This is a genomic window from Hymenobacter telluris, assembly GCF_017313265.1.
Classification (GTDB): domain Bacteria; phylum Bacteroidota; class Bacteroidia; order Cytophagales; family Hymenobacteraceae; genus Hymenobacter; species Hymenobacter telluris.
Genome location: NZ_JAFLQZ010000013.1, coordinates 146,419 through 167,156 on the forward strand (window position 1 = coordinate 146,419; position 20,738 = coordinate 167,156).

Annotated in this window: 15 protein-coding genes and 1 rRNA gene; 9 read left to right on the forward strand and 7 right to left on the reverse strand. The window is 58.9% G+C overall.

What is annotated here, in order from left to right:
• Positions 1 to 60: 60 nt before the first annotated feature.
• On the reverse strand, positions 61 to 3,837 hold the full coding sequence (locus J0X19_RS17635; protein ID WP_206985746.1) for a LamG-like jellyroll fold domain-containing protein: 3,777 nt from the start codon (positions 3,835 to 3,837) through the stop codon (positions 61 to 63).
• Between the two features lie 226 nt (positions 3,838 to 4,063).
• A complete protein-coding gene (locus J0X19_RS17640) occupies positions 4,064 to 5,143 on the reverse strand; it encodes an acyltransferase family protein (RefSeq protein WP_206985747.1) in 1,080 nt (359 codons plus the stop codon).
• Between the two features lie 345 nt (positions 5,144 to 5,488).
• On the opposite strand from J0X19_RS17640, the gene J0X19_RS17645 reads away from it, so the two are divergent.
• Positions 5,489 to 5,965 carry a hypothetical protein gene (locus J0X19_RS17645; protein WP_206985748.1) on the forward strand — a complete coding sequence of 159 codons (477 nt, stop codon included), beginning with the start codon at positions 5,489 to 5,491 and terminating at the stop codon, positions 5,963 to 5,965.
• Between the two features lie 77 nt (positions 5,966 to 6,042).
• Here J0X19_RS17645 and J0X19_RS17650 read toward each other — a convergent pair whose 3' ends face one another.
• Positions 6,043 to 7,272, reverse strand: coding sequence for a molybdopterin molybdotransferase MoeA (locus J0X19_RS17650; RefSeq protein WP_206985749.1), 1,230 nt, complete (start codon positions 7,270 to 7,272; stop codon positions 6,043 to 6,045).
• Between the two features lie 179 nt (positions 7,273 to 7,451).
• On the opposite strand from J0X19_RS17650, the gene moaC reads away from it, so the two are divergent.
• The 3 genes from moaC to J0X19_RS17665 all read left to right on the forward strand — a co-directional run bounded on the left by moaC (position 7,452) and on the right by J0X19_RS17665 (position 11,469).
• On the forward strand, positions 7,452 to 7,940 hold the full coding sequence (moaC, locus tag J0X19_RS17655) for a cyclic pyranopterin monophosphate synthase MoaC (protein ID WP_206985750.1): 489 nt from the start codon (positions 7,452 to 7,454) through the stop codon (positions 7,938 to 7,940).
• A complete protein-coding gene (locus tag J0X19_RS17660) occupies positions 7,930 to 9,105 on the forward strand; it encodes an NTP transferase domain-containing protein (RefSeq protein ID WP_206985751.1) in 1,176 nt (391 codons plus the stop codon). Before moaC ends, J0X19_RS17660 begins: the two co-directional genes overlap by 11 nt.
• Before the next feature lie 114 nt (positions 9,106 to 9,219).
• Positions 9,220 to 11,469: a S41 family peptidase gene (locus J0X19_RS17665; RefSeq protein WP_206985752.1), complete on the forward strand. Its 2,250-nt coding sequence runs from the start codon at positions 9,220 to 9,222 to the stop codon at positions 11,467 to 11,469.
• A 30-nt stretch (positions 11,470 to 11,499) separates the two neighbouring features.
• On the opposite strand, the gene J0X19_RS17670 is transcribed toward J0X19_RS17665, so the two are convergent.
• Together J0X19_RS17670 and J0X19_RS17675 are read right to left on the reverse strand one after the other, a co-directional pair.
• Positions 11,500 to 11,955 carry a molybdenum cofactor biosynthesis protein MoaE gene (locus tag J0X19_RS17670; protein WP_242582854.1) on the reverse strand — a complete coding sequence of 152 codons (456 nt, stop codon included), beginning with the start codon at positions 11,953 to 11,955 and terminating at the stop codon, positions 11,500 to 11,502.
• 27 nt (positions 11,956 to 11,982) lie between these two features.
• Complete coding sequence (locus J0X19_RS17675; RefSeq protein ID WP_206985753.1) at positions 11,983 to 12,225, reverse strand: MoaD/ThiS family protein; 243 nt, start codon at positions 12,223 to 12,225, stop codon at positions 11,983 to 11,985.
• A 198-nt stretch (positions 12,226 to 12,423) separates the two neighbouring features.
• Between J0X19_RS17675 and moaA the strand changes: the two genes are divergently transcribed.
• Positions 12,424 to 13,434: a GTP 3',8-cyclase MoaA gene (moaA, locus tag J0X19_RS17680; protein WP_206985754.1), complete on the forward strand. Its 1,011-nt coding sequence runs from the start codon at positions 12,424 to 12,426 to the stop codon at positions 13,432 to 13,434.
• A gap of 25 nt (positions 13,435 to 13,459) precedes the next feature.
• Here the strand turns inward: moaA and J0X19_RS17685 are convergent, their stop codons facing one another.
• Together J0X19_RS17685 and moeB are read right to left on the reverse strand one after the other, a co-directional pair.
• On the reverse strand, positions 13,460 to 14,629 hold the full coding sequence (locus J0X19_RS17685) for a putative sulfate/molybdate transporter (RefSeq protein WP_206985755.1): 1,170 nt from the start codon (positions 14,627 to 14,629) through the stop codon (positions 13,460 to 13,462).
• 54 nt (positions 14,630 to 14,683) lie between these two features.
• Positions 14,684 to 15,790, reverse strand: a complete 1,107-nt coding sequence (moeB, locus tag J0X19_RS17690) for a molybdopterin-synthase adenylyltransferase MoeB (RefSeq protein ID WP_206985756.1) — start codon at positions 15,788 to 15,790, stop codon at positions 14,684 to 14,686.
• A gap of 176 nt (positions 15,791 to 15,966) precedes the next feature.
• Here moeB and fdhD point away from each other — a divergent pair, with 176 nt between their 5' ends.
• The 4 genes from fdhD to J0X19_RS17710 all read left to right on the forward strand — a co-directional run.
• Positions 15,967 to 16,854, forward strand: a complete 888-nt coding sequence (fdhD, locus tag J0X19_RS17695; protein ID WP_206985757.1) for a formate dehydrogenase accessory sulfurtransferase FdhD — start codon at positions 15,967 to 15,969, stop codon at positions 16,852 to 16,854.
• Positions 16,855 to 16,895: 41 nt separating this feature from the next.
• Positions 16,896 to 17,228: a DUF7009 family protein gene (locus J0X19_RS17700; RefSeq protein ID WP_206985758.1), complete on the forward strand. Its 333-nt coding sequence runs from the start codon at positions 16,896 to 16,898 to the stop codon at positions 17,226 to 17,228.
• Positions 17,229 to 17,282: 54 nt separating this feature from the next.
• Positions 17,283 to 19,859: an FdhF/YdeP family oxidoreductase gene (locus tag J0X19_RS17705; protein WP_206985759.1), complete on the forward strand. Its 2,577-nt coding sequence runs from the start codon at positions 17,283 to 17,285 to the stop codon at positions 19,857 to 19,859.
• A 720-nt stretch (positions 19,860 to 20,579) separates the two neighbouring features.
• Positions 20,580 to 20,738, forward strand: a 16S ribosomal RNA gene (locus J0X19_RS17710); the annotation flags it as partial.

Below are 20,738 nucleotides of genomic sequence, written 5' to 3' on the forward strand. Positions count from 1 at the left end.
AGAACGGCCGCTGCACCAATGGTACAGCGGCCGTTTCTGGTTTCAAGCCTGATACGTCGGCTACTTGACAATCAGCAAGCGGGTGGTTTTGGTGGCGCCGGCCGCACGCAGCTGGCACGAATACACGCCGCCGGGCAGCGCGTGGCTGTCGAGCGTAAACTGGTAGCGCTGCTTGGCCTGTACTGGACCTTCGTAAAGGGTGGCTACCACGCGGCCTAGGGTGTTGTATACCAGCACCTTCGCCGGACCGGTCTTCTCGGCTTCGAAGGTGAGCGTGGCTTGTTCGGTGGCTGGGTTTGGATACACCTGCAACTCTTGGGCATCGGCGGAAGCGGCGCCTGAACTGCCGGCTGCCAGACGAGCGGCTGGCTGGCAACTAGCATCTCCGCTTACCATCACCGTCACGGTTTGGGTGCTTACGTTGCCGGCGTTGTCCACGCACCGCAGCGTCACCGGGTTTGGGCCGATGTTGGCGCAGGTGAAGGTTCTGGGGCTGATGCTCATGGACGCAATACCACAGTTGTCGGTGCTGCCATAATCCACATCGGCGGCCTCAATCGTGCGGGTGCCATTCACCAGGTTCACCCCAAAGCCACTAGCCAAAATGGTTGGGGCCGTGTTGTCTACCACCATCACCGTCACGGTTTGGGTGGCTACGTTGCCGGCGTTGTCGGTTACCGTCAGCGTCACTTGGTTGGCACCCATGTTGGCACAGGTGAACGTGCTGGGGCTGATGCGCATGGAGGCAATGCCGCTGCACGCATCGGTGCTGCCGTAGTCTACGTCGGCGGCCTCAATGGTACGCGTGCCGTTGGCTTCCAGCGCCACCATGAAACCGGCGGCTAGTACCACAGGCGGCGTGGTATCGGTGGTGCTGGCCGTAACGGTGAACTGCTGCGTGGCCGTCGCCTGGTTGGCATCGGTAACGGTTATTGAGTACGAGCCGGCCGTGAGGTTGCTTAGGTCTTCGGTGCTGGCCGTGAAGCTGTTAGGGCCGGTCCAGGCATAGCGGTAAGGGGCCGTGCCGCCCTGCACCGTCAGGTTGATGGCGGCGGGCGTGCCACAGGCTGCGTTGGTTACATCGGCCGTGAGCTGGAGGCGAGGCGTAGTATTGAGCAGGGCCGTTATTTCGTCTGGCGTGAGGGCGTAGTTGTACACCCGCAGCTCATCAAGCGCACCCCGGTACGGGGCCGGTGCATTGGTGGAAGTCAGGAATTCCAGCTCTCCGATGTTGCCCACAATCAAGTCACTGGCTTCACCGATGCCCAACGCTTTGGTCCCCATTTCCTTCACCATCACCCCATTCAGGTACACCTGAATTTTCTTGGTAGTCACGTTGCGCAACGCAACCACGTGCACCCATTGTCCGGTGAAGAACGGCGCCCCACCGATTTGCAGCTCGTCTTTGTTTTTGTCGTCGTCGATGGCAAAGCGGAACTGCTTGTTCTTGAACTCGATGTTGAAGCGCTTGCCCGTGGCCCCCGTCACGGTGTTGCGGGTGATGGAGCCTTTGCACAGCAGGTAGGCGCTGGTGTTGTTGTCCTGGGGCAGCAGCGCGGCCCCGGCTTTCATCCAGAAAGACAGCGAGAAAGAGCTCTGGTCGAGGTAGAGCTGGTCCTGGTGCGGAATGCTGACCACGTAGCGGTTTTGGTCGGCGGTAGCAAAGTCGAGGGCGTTGTTGAGCTTGCCGGCCACCCGGATGCTTTGGTCGTCGTCGTCGAGGCCCAGTACGCCGTGATTGGCGTACGTGGATTGGTCGATAATCTGGGTGCCGTCGGCCACGGTTTCATCGAAGCCCCAGTGGCCCACCAGCTGCGGCGGAATGGTGCCCGCCGTCCGGAACGACCACACCGGCCCGTCGGCGGTGCCGCGGTTATTGATAGCCACCACGCGCCAGTAATACGTGGTGGTATCCGTCAGGCCGGTTATCTGGTACGAAGGCGCGGCGGAATACGGCACATCGGCCCGTTTCGTGAGCGTGGTTGGCGAGGTGCCGAAATACACGGCGTACGTGGTGGTATTGGCGCTGCCCGTCCATTTCAGGGCCAGGGCGCCGGCGGTCAGCTCGGCGTATTGCAGGCCATCGGTAGGGGTGGGGGTGGTTACCACGGCCGGGGCCGAGGGCAGGGCCGGCGTTTTGACGGAAACCGGCTGGCTGAACGACGATTCCTCGGTACCCGTCACGGCCTTGAGGCGGTAGTAGTACGTGGTGTTGGGTTGCAGGCCCGCGTTGTCGGTGTAGGTGGTGGCGTTGGCAACGGGCTGGGCAATAGCCGTGTACGCCACACCATCGGCGGAGCGCTCCAGCACAAAATGCGTTTCGTTGGTGGAGTTATCGGTCCAGGTGAGCACCACGGTGCTGCCGGGCGTGGGCAGCTCCACGGTAGTAGCCGAAAGCTGCACGCCAGACGGTGGCTTCACGAAGGCCGGTGGCGTGGTTTTCATCAAGGAGTTGATGTACACCTCGATGTTCAGGTAGGCCGGGGCAGTGGTGCTGTAAGCCACGGCATCGGCACGGTTGTTTTTGTTGAGGCCGTGCGTGTCTTCCCAAGCGTCGGGCATACCGTCCTGGTCGGTATCGAGGGGGGCGGGGGCACCGAATACGTTGCCGAGGCCACCATTGCCGAACGGCAAATCCGACTCGTTGAACACGTAGTAGCCCTGGGTGCCACGGGAACGAACCTCGTCAATCATCAACCCATCCACCTGGTCGCGGCGCGGGTAAGCAGCTCCCACACTGTCGATTACGTGCTGGTAGGCTTGCAGCGCGGTGCGAACGGGTGTGGCGTTGGGGTAGGCAAACGGCTGGCTACGGAAGCCGGGTCCCACAATGCCGGGGTAGCCCACGGTGTCGTAGGGCACCAGGGTGCCGTCGAGCACGCCGTTGCGGTTGTTGTCGAAGTAGTTGCCGCTGCCAAACAGGTTGAACGTGCCGGTGCCGCGCGAAAACGGGGTGGTTTTGTCGGGGGGCGTGAGCGGGCCGCCCACAAAATAGTTGTTGATGATGTTCACCTCCGACACGCCCGCTGAGCCGCCCATAATGTAGGCGTCGCCCGACCAGCCATAGTTCATTTGGTCGCCCAGGCGGTTGCCGTTGCCCCAGTCGTACACCACGTTGTTCACAAACTCGTTCACGCCCTTCACTTTGGGGTTGCGCGTTTTGTTGCTGATGTAGAGGTTGCCCACCAAACTCACTTTGCCGCCATCGGGCGTCTGAATCAGGCCGCCCGCCGAGTGGTTGGCGCGGTGCAGCCCCTGCCCGATAATGGAGTTCTGCACGGTGATGTTGTCGGGCGCAGTGCCTTTGCCGTCCCAGTTGATGGAAAACACCTCATCCATACCCCAGGAAACCGACATGTGGTCGAGGATGATATTCGAGCCGTTGGATAAGCCCGAGGCGTCGTTGCCTTGGTTGCCGGTGGCGCCCAGCCGCACCCGCAGGTAGCGGCAAATGGTATTGTTGGAGCCCGTAAACGTGATGCGCTTGTTGAAGAACACCACTCCGTCGCCGGGGGCGGTTTGGCCGGCAATGGTGGTGTTGGGCGCTACCTGCACGTTGCTTTGCAGCGTGATGATGCCGCCCACCGCAAAGGTCACGAACCGGCCGGGCTGGCTCACGGCGTCGCGGAACGAGCCAGGGCCGGCGTCGTTGAGGTTGGTTACCACGTACACTTGCGGGGTGCTGGCGCCGCGGGCCCCGGTGGCAAAGCGCCCAAAGCCCCCAGCCCCCGGAAAGGCTACGGTTTGGGCCTGCGTGGGCGCCGCGGTCAGCAGCCCCAGGCCTAGTGCAAAGCCTGCCGCAAGCCGGCGGGCCATACCAGAAGTAAAAGTTCTCATAGAAGAATAGAAGGGTGGAAAGTCGGATTACTGCGCTGAAAGTAACGGCTCACTCACTTTTCACTCTCCTGTAGCGTACTGCTTTGTTCTTGCTAATGAGTTGTTTATAAGTTCAGTGCTAGCTTCTTGAATAAATGAAAAAACGTCTTTGTCTTGTCTGATATGGACGCCTAGCAGCTAGTAACAGAAAAGAGCCGTTGCTCATCAAGCTTCCAACTGGCTTCCACTAGCGGGTACGCGTCAGGAACCGGTAAGCCGGCTGCTCTACCCACTTGTGCACCACTACGGCCAGCAGCAGCGTGACACAGAAGATGGGAAAGCCGTACCACTGCTGGCCGGGCGCAAGCTGCTGGCGCTCCAGCAAGGTTTCTTCGGCCATGAACAGCGGCAGCTGCACCACATAAAAGCAGTAGCTGATGCGGCCGGCGTACACCAGCCACGGATGCGCCAACAGCTTCACTACCTTGGTTTTCTCGGGTTGCACAGCTACGGCCAGCAGCACTACCACGGCAGGTACCACCAGCCAGTTGTGCACCACAAACCCCAGCAGTTTCGACCCGAAAAACACGATGTACCCCACGGCCAACGCCACTATTAGCAACGCCTTCCATTCCGCAGGTCGCCAGTTAAATCGAAAAACCAATATGCCCGCTACCACCCCGCTGACGAACTCCGACACCCTGAACAGCGGGTGGCTGTACATCAGCACATACGAAACGTGTTCAGGCCAAAGCGTATAAGCCGCCCCGCCCAGCGTACCTACCAGCACCACCACGGCCAGCACCACCCACAGCACGGCCTGGCGCCGGATACGCAGCAGCAACGGTAGCAAAAACGGAAACACCAGATAGAAGAACACCTCCACCGCCACCGACCAGGCCCCGTTGCTGTACCACAGCATTGAAATGGAAGGGAAAAGCACCTGCGTCATGGTAAGGTTGGTAACCGCCAGCACGCCCATATCGGGGGGCCAGCTGTGCTGCACGGTGCATACCAGGGCCGTAAGCAGCATACCCACCAGGTACACCGGATAGATGCGGGCAAAACGCTTGCGCATAAACGCGGCGTAGGAACCAACACTGGGGTGCCCGGCAGCCGTGATGGTGCGCAACTGGCTGTAAGTAAGCACAAAGCCCGATAGCACGAAGAAGATGGTAACCCCGAAAGCGCCGTGCGAAAACACGTTATAAAGCGGCCCGAACTGCCACAGAAAAGTAAGCGGCGTGCGGAGGTCAACGTGAAACCAGAACACCAACAATGCCGCCACGCCACGCAGCCCGGTCAGGGCCAATAATTCGTTTTTCAATAGGGATAATCGGCTCAGCCGGCAGTATATACCCGGCGAAGATAACCAGAATCGATGGAGCATGAGGTAGCCTTGAGCTGCTACCGCGTATGATAGTAAACAAGCTGAACAGTACCTGTAGCGAAGCTACCTGCCAACCTGTACTTTTGCCACTGGCCGCTTACGTAGCGCACCACGTAGCCTTGCACTTGAAATGACTTTGGCTGCTGGGCAGAATAGCGCAGCAGTTGAAATCATAAACTTTGCTATTGTCGTACGTAAGCACGCCGCACCGTTCTATCCTACCTCGGCCAACAACCTTGCTTTCTGAGCTTGCTGGCCAGCCACACCTGGGCTTTTTCAGCCGTGATTTTCCGCACCATTCCCGATTTCTGCTTGCAGTATGACGAACCGTTGGCTGTACTCCGCATGGAGTGGGTGGCCGGCCCCGACATGCGCTGCCTCCGCACCAGCGCCAGCCAGCTGATGTCGCTCATCGGCGAGTTGGGCGTCCTCCATTTACTGCTCGATATGGACAGCGTGCCCGAATTGCCGGTGGCCGACCAATGGTGGCTTGGCGAGTACTGGATGCCGCAGCTGGTGGCACTGCCACTGGAGCGGCTGGTATTAGTTATTGCCAGTAGCCAGGTGCACAACCAATTAGCCATTGATGCCCTCCACACCTTGGTGCAGCCCACCATCCGCTTCGACGCCCAATACTTCTCCGACTCAGCTTCGGGCATGGACTGGCTCATCGACGGCTCGGAGCGGCTGCCTGCTCTGGAAGTGGAATGGGCCAACCGGCACGAAGCAACCCCTGATTCCTATGCCATAAGCTACTAGCTGTTATTCCGCTTCCAGTGGAGCTAAAGCCAAAAAACGTAGCGCGGAAGCCACAGTGTATGCAGGGGTGAGAAATACTACCGAAACCGCCACGCGGGCAGCACCGAGCCCGCCGGGAAAAGGTCGGTTTCAGGGGGAAGCTCCAGGAAGGCGTTGCTGGTCAACAGGCTAGCTAAGTCGCCGGAACCGCCGGCCCGCTCGGGGTACGCCAGCAGCCGGCCTTCGGCGGAATATGCTAAGCGCACCAGCAGGAAGTGCGTGAGCTTAGGCCGGAAATTGACCTCGGAGGCCAGTACGGCAGCAACCGCCCCGGCTTCCGGCAACGTAGTGCCACTGGGTTGCTGCACGGCCAGCAGCCACGGCCGGGCGTAGCGCTGGAAGTTCACAAACGTGGAAACCGGATTGCCGGGCAACGCAAACACCACCGCGCCGCCCGCCAGCTGCCCAAACCAGAACGGCTTGCCGGGCCGCTGCTGCACCTCATGAAACACCTGCTCCACGCCCAACTCACGTAGCACTTCCGGCAGAAAATCGGCCTTGCCCTTCGATACGCCCCCGCTCAGAATAACGGCGTCAAAATCAGCCAACAACGGCTGCAAGCCCCGGCGCAACACAGTTACGTCGTCGTTGAAATGGAAGGCCTGGGTGATGGCGCCGGTAGCATCGGCGGCGGCTTGCAGCATCAGGGCGTTGGAGCGCCGGATTTGGTGGGGGAGGGGCTGCTGGCTAATGGGCACTAGCTCGTCGCCGGTGCTCACCACGGCCACCCGCGGGCGGCGCGTGACGGCTACGGTGCTGGCCCCAACGGTGGCGGCCACGGCCAGCTCGGCGGCGCCCAGGTGGGTGCCGGCCGGTAGCAGCAAGTCGCCCTGCTGGCGGTCGGCGGCGCGGGGGTGCACATTGAAGCCTGCTTGGGGGGGCACTACCTGCACGGTGGCCAGGCGCTGGCCGGTACCAGCGTCGGTACGAAACGTCAGGTCTTCGTACCGAATAACGGTATCGGTGCCCGGCGGCAGCATGGCCCCCGTCATGATTTCCACGGCCGCCTGCGGGTCGGTGAGTTCAAGGGGGGCTTGGCCGGCAAACTGGGTGTGGGCCACCGGAAACTCGCGCTGCCCAGCTTCCAGCGCGGCAAAACGTACCGCCATACCATCCATAGCCACCCGGTTGAACGGCGGAAAGTCCCGGTCGGCGTAGAGGTTTTCGCGCAGAATACGACCCGCTGCCAAGGGCAAAGTCAGAAACTCGGCTGACAAAGGACGAACGGTGGCCGCTACGCGGCGGGTGGCTTCTTCAACGGGGAGCATAGCAAGGCGAAATCTGGAGGAGCGGCGCAACTTTGCGCCAACTGGTTGGCGTGCCTACGCGGGAAGCGGCAGGAAAAGCCATAACCAAGAAAGCAAAGTTGAAACCTAGTGGTTTGTTGAGCAACGGCAACAACCCGGCGCAAATATGCGTCTCTAGAGCCTTGCAATCCTTTCTGCTGATGTCTGATTCTTCTAAACTTACCCACCTCAACGCGGCCGGCCAGCCCGCTATGGTGGATGTGGGCGCCAAAACCGCCACCCGCCGCGTAGCCCGAGCCCGCAGCCGCGTAGTACTCGGCCCCGAAATTCTGGCTTTGGTGCAAGACGGCGACCTGCCCACCCGCAAAGGTCCCGTGTTCCAAACCGCTATTCTGGCGGGCATCATGGGGGCCAAGCGCACTTCCGAGCTGATTCCGCTGTGCCACCCCCTCGGCCTCGACGACTGCCAGGTGCGCATTGAGGTGGAAGGTCCCGACGCTGTGTTGATTGAATGCACGGCCAGCGTAACCGGCAAAACCGGCGTGGAAATGGAAGCCCTAACCGGCGCATCGGTGGCGGCACTTACCATCTACGATATGTGTAAAGCCCTGTCGCACAACATTGTGATTCAGGAAACCCGGCTGCTCAGCAAAACGGGCGGCAAACAAGACTTCCACCATGCCGACTAACATTCCCGCCACCCCGTACCGCAAGCACGCCCAGCTGGCCCGCCCCGCCGTGGGTGAGTTTCACCGCCACGAGCTGGCTATTTTAGGAGCGCCCTGCGGCAAGATAAAGGAGCTGGTAACGCGCCTGTTGCCCCACCTGGAGCCCGTATTGCGCGTGGCCTACGTGGATGCCGACCACGCCGCCGGCGACGACGCGGCGCAAGGCGGAGCAGGCGGGCAAGATGCCATTCTGCAAGCCGGTGCAAGCGCCGAGCTAACCGACAAAATCACGTTCACGCGGCTGGACCTGAAACGGGGCTTCGACAAGTTTGCGCAGCAGGAGTGGCTACACCACCAGAGCTTGGTGCTGGTCAACGGCAACCACTTCCGGGCCCGCCAGCAAATTGCTATCCTCGACCCGGCCAAGCCCCTGCAAAAAAAGCTGGACCGCCTCACCGATGTCCGCCTGTTGCTACTCCCCGAAGGCGTAACCGAAGTGCCTGATTACCTGCAAGAACACTTGGCAAGTGCCGGCGTGCCCATACTGCCGCTAGCCGATACGGAAGCCATTGCCGCGCTGGTGTTGCAAGAGTGGCGGCAGCAACGCCCACCCGTCCGGGGCTTGGTGCTGGCCGGCGGCCAAAGCCAGCGCATGGGTGAAGACAAAGGCCGGCTGGCGTACCACGGCCAGGAACAGCGGGCGTATGCCGCCAAGCTGTTGGCGCCGTTCTGCGAAGACGTGTTGGTATCGTGCCGGCCCGAGCAGGTGGCCGAGCTGGAAGCCGCCGGTTTGGCGCCCCTGCCCGATACGTTTGCCGGGCTGGGCCCGATGAGCGGCATCCTCTCCGCATTTCAACTCGACCCCGATGCCGCCTGGTTGGTAGTGGCCTGCGACTTGCCGTTTCTGTCGGAAACCACGCTCACGCACTTGCTACAGCACCGCCACGCCGGCCGCATGGCTACTGCCTATCAAAGCCCTGAGAATGAATGGCCTGAGCCGTTGATTACTATCTGGGAGCCAAGAGCCTACGGTACGCTGCTGCGTTTCCTGAGCATCGGATACTCCTGTCCGCGCAAGGCCCTCATCAACTTTGATATTGAGCTGCTGCACGCCCCGGCCCCGGCCGAGCTGCGTAACATCAACACCCCCGAGCAACGCGACGCTGCCACCCAGGAACTAGGCTAGAGTGGTTTTGCAGCATCGGTGAGTGCGCGGGAAACGGGTTTCGTAAAATGTTAAAGCGGACTGCTACCTTTTAGTATCTTCTTGACTCTATGTAGCATACTTCCTTTCCTTTCTATGAAACTATCCTACTTCGCACTGGCATTGCATCTGGGCTGCGCCACCACCTCCCTGGCGCAAACAACTGCCCCGGCGGCTACCTATGATTTCGAATACAAGGCGGGTAAGCTGCCGGCTACGTGGTACACCAACAACGGCCAGGGCTATACCGTCACGCTCGATTCGGTGGTGCATCACCAGGGCCGGTATGCGCTGCGGATGCAGGACAGCAAGGCCACGGCCGGGCAGTTTGGCGTGGCAACGCTCCGGATTCCGGCGCAGTACCAGGGCAAGTCGATTACGCTGAAGGGGTTCATCAGAACCGAAGGCGTATCGGAGCAAGGCTCGGCGGCAATTTGGCTGCGCGAGGACGGCCCTAATGGCTCGGTGGCCTTCAAAAACACCCAGGATCAGCCCATGCGGGGTACCACCGATTGGCGGCAGTTCAGCATCACGCTGCCGCTGGAGGAAAAGGCCGAAGCCATCCTGTTTGGCGGCATCCTGACCGGTACCGGCACCGCCTGGTTCGACGACCTGGAGCTGACCATTGATGGCAAACCCTTGCCTGCCCTCGCCACACGACCTGTTAGTATCAAGCCAGCGGCGCAAGACACTGCGTTTCAACAGGCTTCGGGTATTACGTTTCCTGAGAAGCTCACCCAGCAGCAACTGGAAAACCTGGCGGTGCTGGGCCGGGTGTGGGGCTTTGTGAAGTACTACCACCCAGCCGTAGCCGCCGGCAATTTCAACATGGACGCCGAGCTGTTTCGGGTGCTGCCTTCCGTGCTGGCCGCACCCAACGAAAAAAGCCGTAGCCAACTTCTCAGCACCTGGGTAGCCAAGTTTGGGGAGGTGCCGGTGTGTAAAACGTGCAAAGAGCTACCCGCCAACAAAGTGCGCCTGCAACCCGATCTGGCGTGGCTATCAGACAAGAAGCAGCTCAGTGAAACGCTGCGCATCCACCTTGCCTACCTGCGCCAGAACCGTAACCAAGGGGAGCATTACTATCTCAATACGGTGCCAAACACCGGCAACCCTTTGTTCCAGCACGAGGCCTCCTATGGGCGCGCCAAATTACCTGATGCCGGATTGCGCCTGCTGGCGCTTTACCGCTACTGGAACATAATTGCCTATTTCTTTCCCTACCGCTACGCTATTGGGGAAGACTGGCAGCAGGTGCTACCAGAGTTTATTCCCAAGCTGACCAGTGCGGATACTGCCGAGCAATACCGGCTTGCCCTACTAGCCCTGATTGCCCGCATCCACGATACGCACGCCAATATCTACCAGGATGAGGTGCTGACCGAGCACAATGGCAAGTTATACGCGCCGGTCCGCCTTCGCTTCGTGGAAAACCAGGCCGTGGTAACGGAGTATTACGATGCCGCGCTTGGCAAAGCATCGGGGCTGCAACCCGGCGACGTGGTAGTGAAAATCAATGGCGTGCCGGTGCCGGAGCTGGTGAAAAAGTGGCAGCCCATTGCCCCGGCTTCCAACGAGCCTACGCAGCTGCGCAACATTGCCAACCTGCTGCTGCGCGGCAACACAGAGCAGGTGCCCCTGGTAGTGCGCCGCGACGGCAAGGAATTTCCAGTGACCATCAGCCGCTACGAAAGCACCAAGCTCAACTTGAAATCGAACTGGGGTACGCTAGACCCAGAGGCTTCGGCCTGGCGCTTGCTGCCGGGCAACATTGGCTACCTCGCGCTGGGCACCATCAAGAAAGACAAGCTGCCGGAAATTATGCAGGCCGCGGAAAACACCAAAGGAATGGTGATTGATATTCGCAATTACCCGTCTGAGTTTGTGGTCTTTGCCCTGTCGCAATACCTGGTGCAAAAGCCCACCCCGTTTGTGCTGTTCAGTGGTCCGAGCATAACCTATCCGGGTACCTTCCCCCTCATGGAAAAGCCGATTTCGGTGGCGCCCGGTAAAGTGAAGCCTTACCCTGGTAAAATAATTATTCTGGTAAATGAAATCTCGCAGAGCCAAGCCGAGTACACCACTATGGCTCTGCGCACTGCTCCCAACGCCACCGTTATCGGCAGCACCACGGCCGGCGCCGACGGCGACGTGTCCACTATCGTCTTACCCGGCGGCATTTCCACTAGAATTAGCGGCTTGGGCGTGTATTATCCCGATGGCCGCGAAACCCAGCGGGTTGGCATCATACCCGATATTGAGGTGAAGCCGACCATTAAAGGCATCAAAGAAGGCCGAGACGAAGTGCTGGAAAAAGCCGTGCAGCTGATTGAAACGGCCGGGTAAGCCAGTTGTGCCGAGCGTACAGAACGACGGTTAGGGATGCGCAGCCACCCATACGTCGCCATCTTCGTAAAACTCCTTTTTCCAGATAGTTACCACCTGCTTCAGCGTGTCGATAATGTACTGGCAGGCGGCAAAGCTCTCGGCGCGGTGCGGCGTAGATACGGCTACCACCACGGCCACGTCGCCGATTTGCAGGGTGCCTTTGCGGTGTACTACGGCTACTCTCTCCAGCATCGGCCACTGCTCTTTGGCTTGGTCGGCCACCTTGCGGAGCTGATGCAGAGCCATGCTGTCGTAGGCTTCGTATTCGAGGCGCACCACCGGGCGGCCAGTGCTTTTGTTGCGTACCGTGCCAATAAACGTGTTAACGGCGCCCGCCCCATCCGACTGCACTAAGTCCAGGGTTGCGGCCACGTTAATGGGTTGGTCGGTAAGGTCGATGGTAATCAAGGCAATGGATTCAGGAGGTACGTAGGTAAACAGCAAACTGGCAGCAACACTATTCGGGGCAGTTTAGCCGCCGGCCACGGGCGGAATCAGGGCAATTTCGTCTCGCTCGTGCAGGAGTTGGGTGTCTTCGGCGTACTCATTGTTCACCGCTACTGCCAAGCTGCTCAGGCCCCGCAATCCTGGGTACTGCGTGCGAAGCTGCTCCAGCAGGGCCTGCACCGGCTGGTCGGCGGGGGTAGTTACTTCCAGCACGGGCTGGCCTACTATTTCTTTGGCGATGCCAAAAAGAGCTATTTTCAAGTTCATATCACCGATGGTTTAAGCAGATTCCAAATTGAGGCGCGCAACTCTGAAACCGGAGGCGGCCGTATCTGGTTATCTGAGCCCAGCCTAAGTGGGCGGCCTCGGTCCCGAGTACGCAGCCTCTAGAAAAATGGCTGTTTTTACGAAAATAAGGGTGGCCGGTCATCGGTTGCGACGGGTTTTGCGTATTGTCTGATTTGTATGGCTGCTTCGTCTGTTTTGTTTGATAACCATGGTCGTCCGCTCGAATATGTGCGGCTTGCCGTGACGGACCGTTGCAACCTGCGCTGCTTCTATTGCATGCCCGAAGAAGGCATCAAGTACATGCCCAAGCAGCAGCTCCTGACCTACGAGGAAATGGAGCGGCTGGTAGGCTTGATGGCCGGCTTGGGCGTGCGCAAAGTGCGCCTGACCGGCGGCGAGCCATTCGTGCGGCGCGACTTGGTACCCTTCATGGCCCGCCTGGCCGACATTCCCGGCATCGATGATATCAGCCTGACTACCAACGGCGTGCTGACCGCGCCCTACGTGCCGGAGTTGGCCCGTATTGGGGTGAAAGCCGTCAACCTTAGCCTTGATACCCTCGACCAAGAGCGTTTTGCGCGCATCACCCGCCGCGACGAGTTGCCGCGCGTGATGGATACGTTTCATGCGCTGCTAGCCGCGGATATTCAAGTGAAAATCAACGCAGTGGTAATGGATGGCCAGAACACCCAAGACATTATTCCGCTGGCCGAATTGACCCGGGATTTACCGGTGGAAGTGCGCTTCATCGAGGAAATGCCGTTCAATGGGGGCAGCCACACCGCCACGCCGGCCACGCTACCCTGGCACCACCGCCGCATTCGGGAGCACCTGGAAGAACATTTCGGTGCATTAGTGCCGCTAACTGGCGCAGCCGGCGCCACGGCCTCCGAGTACGCAGTGGCCGGGCACGTAGGCCGCATCGGCATTATTGCCGCCTATTCGCGTACGTTCTGCGGTACCTGCAACCGGATTCGACTCACGGCGGAAGGCGGCCTCAAAACCTGCCTCTACGACCAAGGCGTGCTCGACGTGCGGGCCCTGCTCCGTGGCGGCTCCTCCGACGCCGACATCGTAGCCGCCCTAACCTCCGCCTTCAAGTACCGCGCTGCTAATGGCTTCGAGGCCGAGCAGCAACGCCCCTTGCACCAACTCAGCTTCGAGTCGATGAGCACAATTGGTGGGTAGCCTGAAATTGGGCTTGCCGAATTACTTATTGCTTGCCAATGCCTACCCAACCGCGCTGCATAGCATAATACAGGGCCGTGCCGGTTATCAGGCCCACCAGGTAGCCGTAGGGTAGCCCCGCGCAAAGCAAGCCAGTCAGCAGAGCCAACAGCAGGCTAGACCGGGTAGTGGCAATGTCGCGTAGCAGCGCCGCTAAAGTAAGGGCTTCAAACAGCAGTAGTACGCCCAGAATAGGTAGCGGGAATATCTGCACCACTTGCTGAAAACCCTGGCTGAAAAATAAGCCCAGCACCAGAAACAGTAACCCATACAGCACCACCGAGCCGCCGGTACGGGCCCCAAACGCATAGTGCCCCACCATGCCGCCCGAGCCGTGGCACACCGGAAAGCCCCCCAGAAACGGATTCACGAGGTTCATGAGGGCATACGTAAAGCTGATTTGCTTCACGGTTAGGTTGCGCTCCGGGAAATAATCTTGGGCTATCTGGCGAGTAGCCAGAATGGAATTGCCGAGCGACAACGGAATTTGGGGCAACGCCAGCAACACGGCCCCCGTCAGAATATCGGCCGTGGCGGGAGTATGCCAGGTGGGCAGGTGCAGGCCCAGGGCCTGCTGAGCGGTGGCAAAATCGAGCTTGAACAGCAACCCGTAGCTGACCCCCAGCACAATAACCACCAGCGCGGCCGGCCAGCGGCGGTTACCCAGCAGCACCACCGTAACGATAAAGCCCGCGGCGGCCAAAGCGTACCCCGGCAACCCATCGGAAGGCACGTATTCCTTGAGTGCCAGCGTGGCCAGCTGCAACGCCAGCCCAAACTGAATGCCGCGCACCACTGGCTTAGGCACCAGGCGGGCCAGCACATCAATCAGCCCGGTGATGGATAGCACAAACATGCTGACCCCAATGGCCAAACCGCCGCCGTAAATCACCCGGCCCGGAATTTTCTGAGCAATAACCAGCGCGGCAAAAGCTTTAAGCGGCTGCACCGGCATCGGCATCCCGTACCACACCCCCGAAAACACCTGCATCAGCCCAAACATCACCAGCACCCCGGCACTATCAGTCCCCGAAGCGGCCAGCACCCCAATCAGCAGCGGCAGGTCGGTGCCTAAATCACCCAAGGCCCCGGCTAGTTCGTTGCGGTCAAAGCGTAGGCGGGGGCGGCGGGGGAGGGGAGGCGCAGTAAGCGGCATACAAAGGCAAGTGGTGAAAAGCAGGGAAGCTGGAAGGTAGATGGGGCGGCAGAGCTAGTTCACGTTTTCCTGTACGCTCAGCAGGTCCCAGGCCTCAATACCGCCATCCAGGTTGAGCAGGTTAGCAAAGCCAAATTCGGTTTGCAGCCGCTCAATGGCCTGCGTACTGCGGCGCCCCGAGCGGCAATACACCACTACCGGATGGTGGCGCGGAATGGAAGCAACGCCTTTTTCCAGGCTGCCCAGCGGCAACAGCGTAGCGCCCGGCAGATGTCCGGCCGTAAACTCGTGTGGTTCGCGCACATCCAGCAGAAAAGGCGCGTGCTCCGACTCCAGCTGCTGTTGCAGGTCGGCGGCCGAAATGGCGTTTATGCCCACCCCGCACAGGTCGGCGTAGTCGGTGGGGTCGGCGGTGCGCAGGTTGATGGCAGCTTGCTCGGGCCGGCGCGCAAACTTCATCACGCGCGTCTGAAACGAAAGCACGTCCAGCACCCACAGTCGCCCGCTCAGCACCTCCCCAATGCCCAGCAGCACCTTCAGCGTTTCGGCAGCCTGTGCGGTGCCCACCAGGCCGGGCAACACACCCAGCACGCCGGTAGCATCACAGTTAGGAGCCTCTTTGGCCGATGGCGGCTGCGGAAACAGACACCGGTACGTGGGCCCACCCTGGTAGTTGAATACCGAAACCTGCCCCTCGAACTTGTAAATGGCCCCCGAAATCAAAGGCTTATTGAAGGTCACGCAGGCATCGTTGAGCAGGTAGCGCGTCGGGAAGTTGTCGGACCCATCCACCACCACATCATACGTATCCACCACCTCCCGCACGTTGCCCAGGGTTACGCGGCACGTGTGTACCTCGGTGCGTACCAGCGGGTTGATGTTGCGCACGGCGCGGCTGGCCACTTCCGCTTTGAAGTGCCCTAAGTCACCGGGGCCATACAAAATCTGGCGCTGAAGGTTGCTGATTTCCACTTTGTCGGCGTCGGCAATGCCCAGGGTGCCCACGCCCGCCGCTGCCAGGTATTGCAATATCGGGCAGCCCAGCCCGCCGGCACCTACCACCAGCACCCGGGCGTTTTTGAGGCGGAGCTGCCCGGCTTCGCCGATTTCGGGGAGCTGCAAATGGCGGCGGTAGCGGTTGCGTTCTTCGGAAGTAAGCACGGCGAGAAGCTGTTTAAAGAGGATGCGTTGAAAGGGTAGCAGCAAAGGTTGCCCCGTGCTTTAGCTGAAAGCGGCAGCGGGCCGTACCTATAGTCTTGCCTAAAACCTCTATCTGCGTGGGAAGGTTAACTACTTACCGCGTAAGTGCTCAACCCGCTGCTTAATATACTGTCTCCGTGAAAGTTTTCCTCCCACCCACCAGCTACGAATACGCCACGGTGCACAAAGTGCAGGCCGCTGAGGTAACTACCGCCTCGGATGTGCTGGCCGTGGAAGAACCCCTGGAAATCAGGGTGGGCTACGGAGCCAGCGGCCAGCGGGAGCACCGCACCCTGTCCATCACCATGCGCACCCCCGGCCACGACTTCGAGCTGGCGGCCGGCTTTCTGCTCACCGAAGGCATCATCCGCAACCGGCAGGAGCTGCACGGCGTCATCTACTGCCCCGATGTAGAGAAGGAAGAGGAGCGCGAAAACGTGGTGCGTGCCGAGCTAGCCCCCACCGCCACCCCCGACCTGCCCCGCCTGGAACGGCACTTCTACACCAGCAGTAGCTGCGGCGTGTGCGGCAAAACCAGCATCGAGGCCGTAAATGCCGCCACCTGCCCCGTGCTGCCCACCGATGGCCCCTACGTTTCTTCTGCCCTGATTCACGAGTTGCCGGCTCGGCAGCGGGCAGCCCAAGCCTTGTTCGAGCAAACCGGTGGTCTGCACGCCGCCGCCCTGTTTTCACCAACTGGCGAGTTGTTGCTGCTCCGCGAAGATGTAGGCCGCCATAACGCCCTCGACAAAGTAATTGGGGCGGCGCTGTTGCAAGAGTGGCTGCCTTTGCACCAGCACATGGTACTGGTAAGCGGCCGGGCCAGCTTTGAGCTGGTGCAGAAAGCCGCCGTGGCCGGTATTCCCATTCTGGCCGCTGTTGGTGCGCCTAGCTCCCTGGCTGTTTCCGCGGCCCGCAGTTTCGGCATGACGGTATGCGGCTTTGTGCGCCAGAACCGTTACAACGTCTACTGCCACGAGTGGCGCCTGCAAGACCTGCAACCTTCGGCACCAGACTCGGAATAACACAGCGTGTCAGTTAGTTGAAAATCAGTAAATCACTACTTATGAAGCTTCGCCTCGAAGATAATACCGTCCGCCTCCGTCTGTCGTCGGAAGAAGTAACAACCTTCCAGCAGCAAGGCCGCCTCGAAACTGTGGTGCCGCTCGGGCCATCCGTATCCGATAGGATCGTGTACGCCATCCAGCGCGACGAAACGGCCCCCAACTCCGACCTGAACGTTTCCTACACCGCTGGCCGGGTGGTAGTGCGCCTGCCGCCCCAGGTAGCCGACGACTGGACCGCCTCAGAAGAAGTAAGCCTGCGCGGTACTGTCTCCTTCACCGACAACCAAGTGCTACATATCCTAGTAGAAAAGGACTTGGGCTGTAAGCACTAACCACTTGCTCTTTGTTGTCTACCAAAATCCCACCGCCGTATTTCCCCCCAAGCCATGGAAGATTCCCCCATTACCGACCCCGGCAAAGCCAACGACCAGCACGCCCAAAAAGCCAGCAACGTCCCAAAGAGCGGTGAGCGGCCCAATCAAGGCGAAGCGCCCGCGCCCGACCACTACCATACCAACTCCAATAACCCATCCATGGCTGAGCACGAAGCCAGCGCCGATGCGCCCAAGCGGCATATTCCGGCCCCCGATACGGCAAACGCCAAATACTTGCACCCCATCCTGGCCCAACCGCCCGAAGAGCTGACCGGTTTGCGGCTGGAAGGCCGGGCCAAAGTGGCGGCTGGCGTTACGGCCGTTATCAAGTCCATGCAGTTCAGCTGGTCTGAAGGTGGTATGACCCGGGGCACCAAGGCGTTGCTTGGTTTGAACCAGAAAGACGGCTTCGACTGCTCTAGCTGCGCTTGGCCCGACCCCGACGACCACCGCTCCGTAGCCGAGTTCTGCGAGAACGGCGCCAAAGCCACCGCTTCCGATGCCGACGACCGTTCTGCCGGCCCCGATTTTTTTGCTAAGCATACGCTCACGGAACTCTCCCACCTTACCGACCGGGACCAGAACAATACCGGCCGCCTGACGCACCCCCTCGTAAAGCGCCCCGGCTCCGACTATTACACCCGCATCGAGTGGCCGGAAGCCTTCCAGATTGTGGCCGATGAGCTCAATGCGCTGTCCTCACCCGACGAAGCCGTGTTCTATACCTCTGGTAAAGTGCCCAACGAACCGGCCTTCCTGTTCCAGCTCTTTGCCCGGCAGTTCGGTACCAACAACCTGCCCGACTGCTCCAACATGTGCCACGAAAGCAGCGGCTCCGCACTTAGCCCCACCTTAGGCCTAGGCAAAGGCTCGGTCACGCTCAACGATATTTATGAGGCCGAAGTCATCCTTATCATCGGGCAGAACCCCGGCACCAACCACCCGCGCATGCTCACGGCTTTGCAAAAAGCCAAGCGCAACGGGGCTAAAATTATCAGTGTCAACCCCCTGATTGAAGCCGGCCTCAACCACTTCAAAAACCCTCAGGACTTCATGAATCCGCTCAGAGCTCTTGGGGCTTTGATGGGCGACGGTACCCCCATTACGGACTTGTACCTGCAAGTGCGCGTAAACGGCGACATGGCGCTACTACGCGGCATTATGAAGCACTTGTTTGAAGCCGAAGACTTAAATGCAGGCCAGGTAATTGACCGGCCTTTCATCGACAAGTACACTACCGGTTTCGAGGAGTTCGAGCAGAACATCCGCAATACCAGTTGGGAAGACATCGAGGAGGTGAGCGGCATTTCGCGGGCTCAGCTTTTAGAAGCGGCCAATATGCTCGCTACCAAGCAGAAAATCATCACTTGCTGGGCAATGGGAGTTACGCAGCAGAAAAATGGCGTACAAACCATCCAGGAAATCGTCAACCTGCAACTAATGAAGGGGGCCATCGGCAAACCTGGGGCCGGTACCTGCCCAGTCCGCGGCCACTCCAACGTGCAAGGCGACCGGACTATGGGTATCTGGGAGCGAGTCAGTTCCGATTTTCTTGACTCCCTGGAAAAGGAGTTCAAATTCACGGCTCCCCGCAAAGACGGCTTCGATGTAGTAGAAAGCATCAAAGCTATGGTTGAGGGCCGCACCAAAGTCTATTTCAGCCTTGGGGGCAATTTGCTAGCCGCCGGCCCCGATACCGAACTGATTGCCGAGGGCATGCGCAAGCAGAACCTCACGGTCTTTGTAGGTACCAAGCTCAACCGAGGGCACCTTGTTACCGGCAAAACCAGTCTGTTGCTACCATGCTTCACCCACGTTGATATGGATATGCAACGTGCCGGCCACCAAATGACTTCCTGCGAAAATTCTATGGGTGTCGTCAGCCAAAACAAGGGCACTCTAGTGCCATTGGCCGGCGAGATGCTCAGCGAGGTAGCCATCATCAGCGGAGTAGCCATTGCCACCCTCGGCGACCGGACCACCACCGACTGGGTAGCCATGACAGAAAACTACGACGTCATCCGTGACCATATTAGCCGCGTTATTCCTGGGTTCGAGAATTTCAACGAAAAGCTTCGGCGCCCCGGTGGTTTTTATCTGCCTAATGGCCCCAGGGAGCGGAAGTTCACTACCAAGAATGGGAAGGCGAATTTCACAGCCACTGCTATGGTTAAGCACACACTTGAGCCTGGCCAGCTAGTGCTCATGACAGTACGCAGCCACGACCAGTTCAACACCACTATCTACGAGTACAACGACCGGTATCGTGGTATCCACAACGAGCGGCGCGTTCTATTCATGAACCCTGAAGACATTGCCGACCGTGGTTTAAAGGCAAAAGACCTCATCGATATAACCAGCCACTTTGAAGGTGAACAGCGCACCATCGAAAAGTTCATCGCCGTCCCCTACGACATCCCACGGGGCAACGTCGCTGCATATTTTCCTGAAGCCAATCCACTAGTACCTATTTCTAGTGTGGCAGAAGTCAGCAATACCCCTACTTCCAAGTACGTAGTCGTAACTGTAGTGGCAGCAAAAGAGGCAACCACTACCCGCCGTCCGAAACAAATAGCCGCCGAAGTGTAGCTATATAATTACAGTGAACTTCATAGGAGATGAATCAATAGGTATCAGAGAAACCACTCTGTTCTGTTAAATTGAATGGTAAAGCCTGTTGTTCGGTCGTTTATACACGGCCGAGCAATGGGCTTTCCTGATGAAAAAAATGCTTTGTGCAACATACTTATAATGAGCACACAATTAGCCTACTATCTGTTGTTCAGGAGAAGGATATCGTAAAAAAAGAAGGATAGAGCCTTGTGCGTAGAAGAAGGCCTAGTATATTTGCACCCCGCTTCGAGAGGAAGCAGCTATAAATGGAGTCGAATAAGCTTGAGAAAAATATTTCTCAGGTACTTGACAAGGAATAAAATAGATTGCTACATTTGCACCCCGCTTCAATAGGAAGCAGGAAATACGAGTAAGAGAAAAGAAAGTTTATAAATATTTTAAACTTTCTTGCTTTTAGAAAAAAGTATCTTACCTTTGCAACCCCGAACGAAACGGCGCTCGGTGAAAACAAAAAAAGGCTGCTTAAATAGGCGGCCACACGGTTCTTCCAGCGGGAAGGGCATACGTTCTTTGAATGTTTGAGACAAACAAATGGTAAGTGTTTGTGGCTGATCCACTGGATTGGCCGCAAATACAAAAAAACCAAGCACACGAATTAAAAGACGACAACGTCAAATAATGAGCAAGGTCAGCACTCGACATCGTCTCATCTTCGGATGAGATTAGGATTTTTATACAATGGAGAGTTTGATCCTGGCTCAGGATGAACGCTAGCGGCAGGCCTAATACATGCAAGTCGAACGGATGTAGCAATACATTAGTGGCGCACGGGTGCGTAACGCGTAACCAACCTACCGACAACTGGGGGATAGCCCGCCGAAAGGCGGATTAATA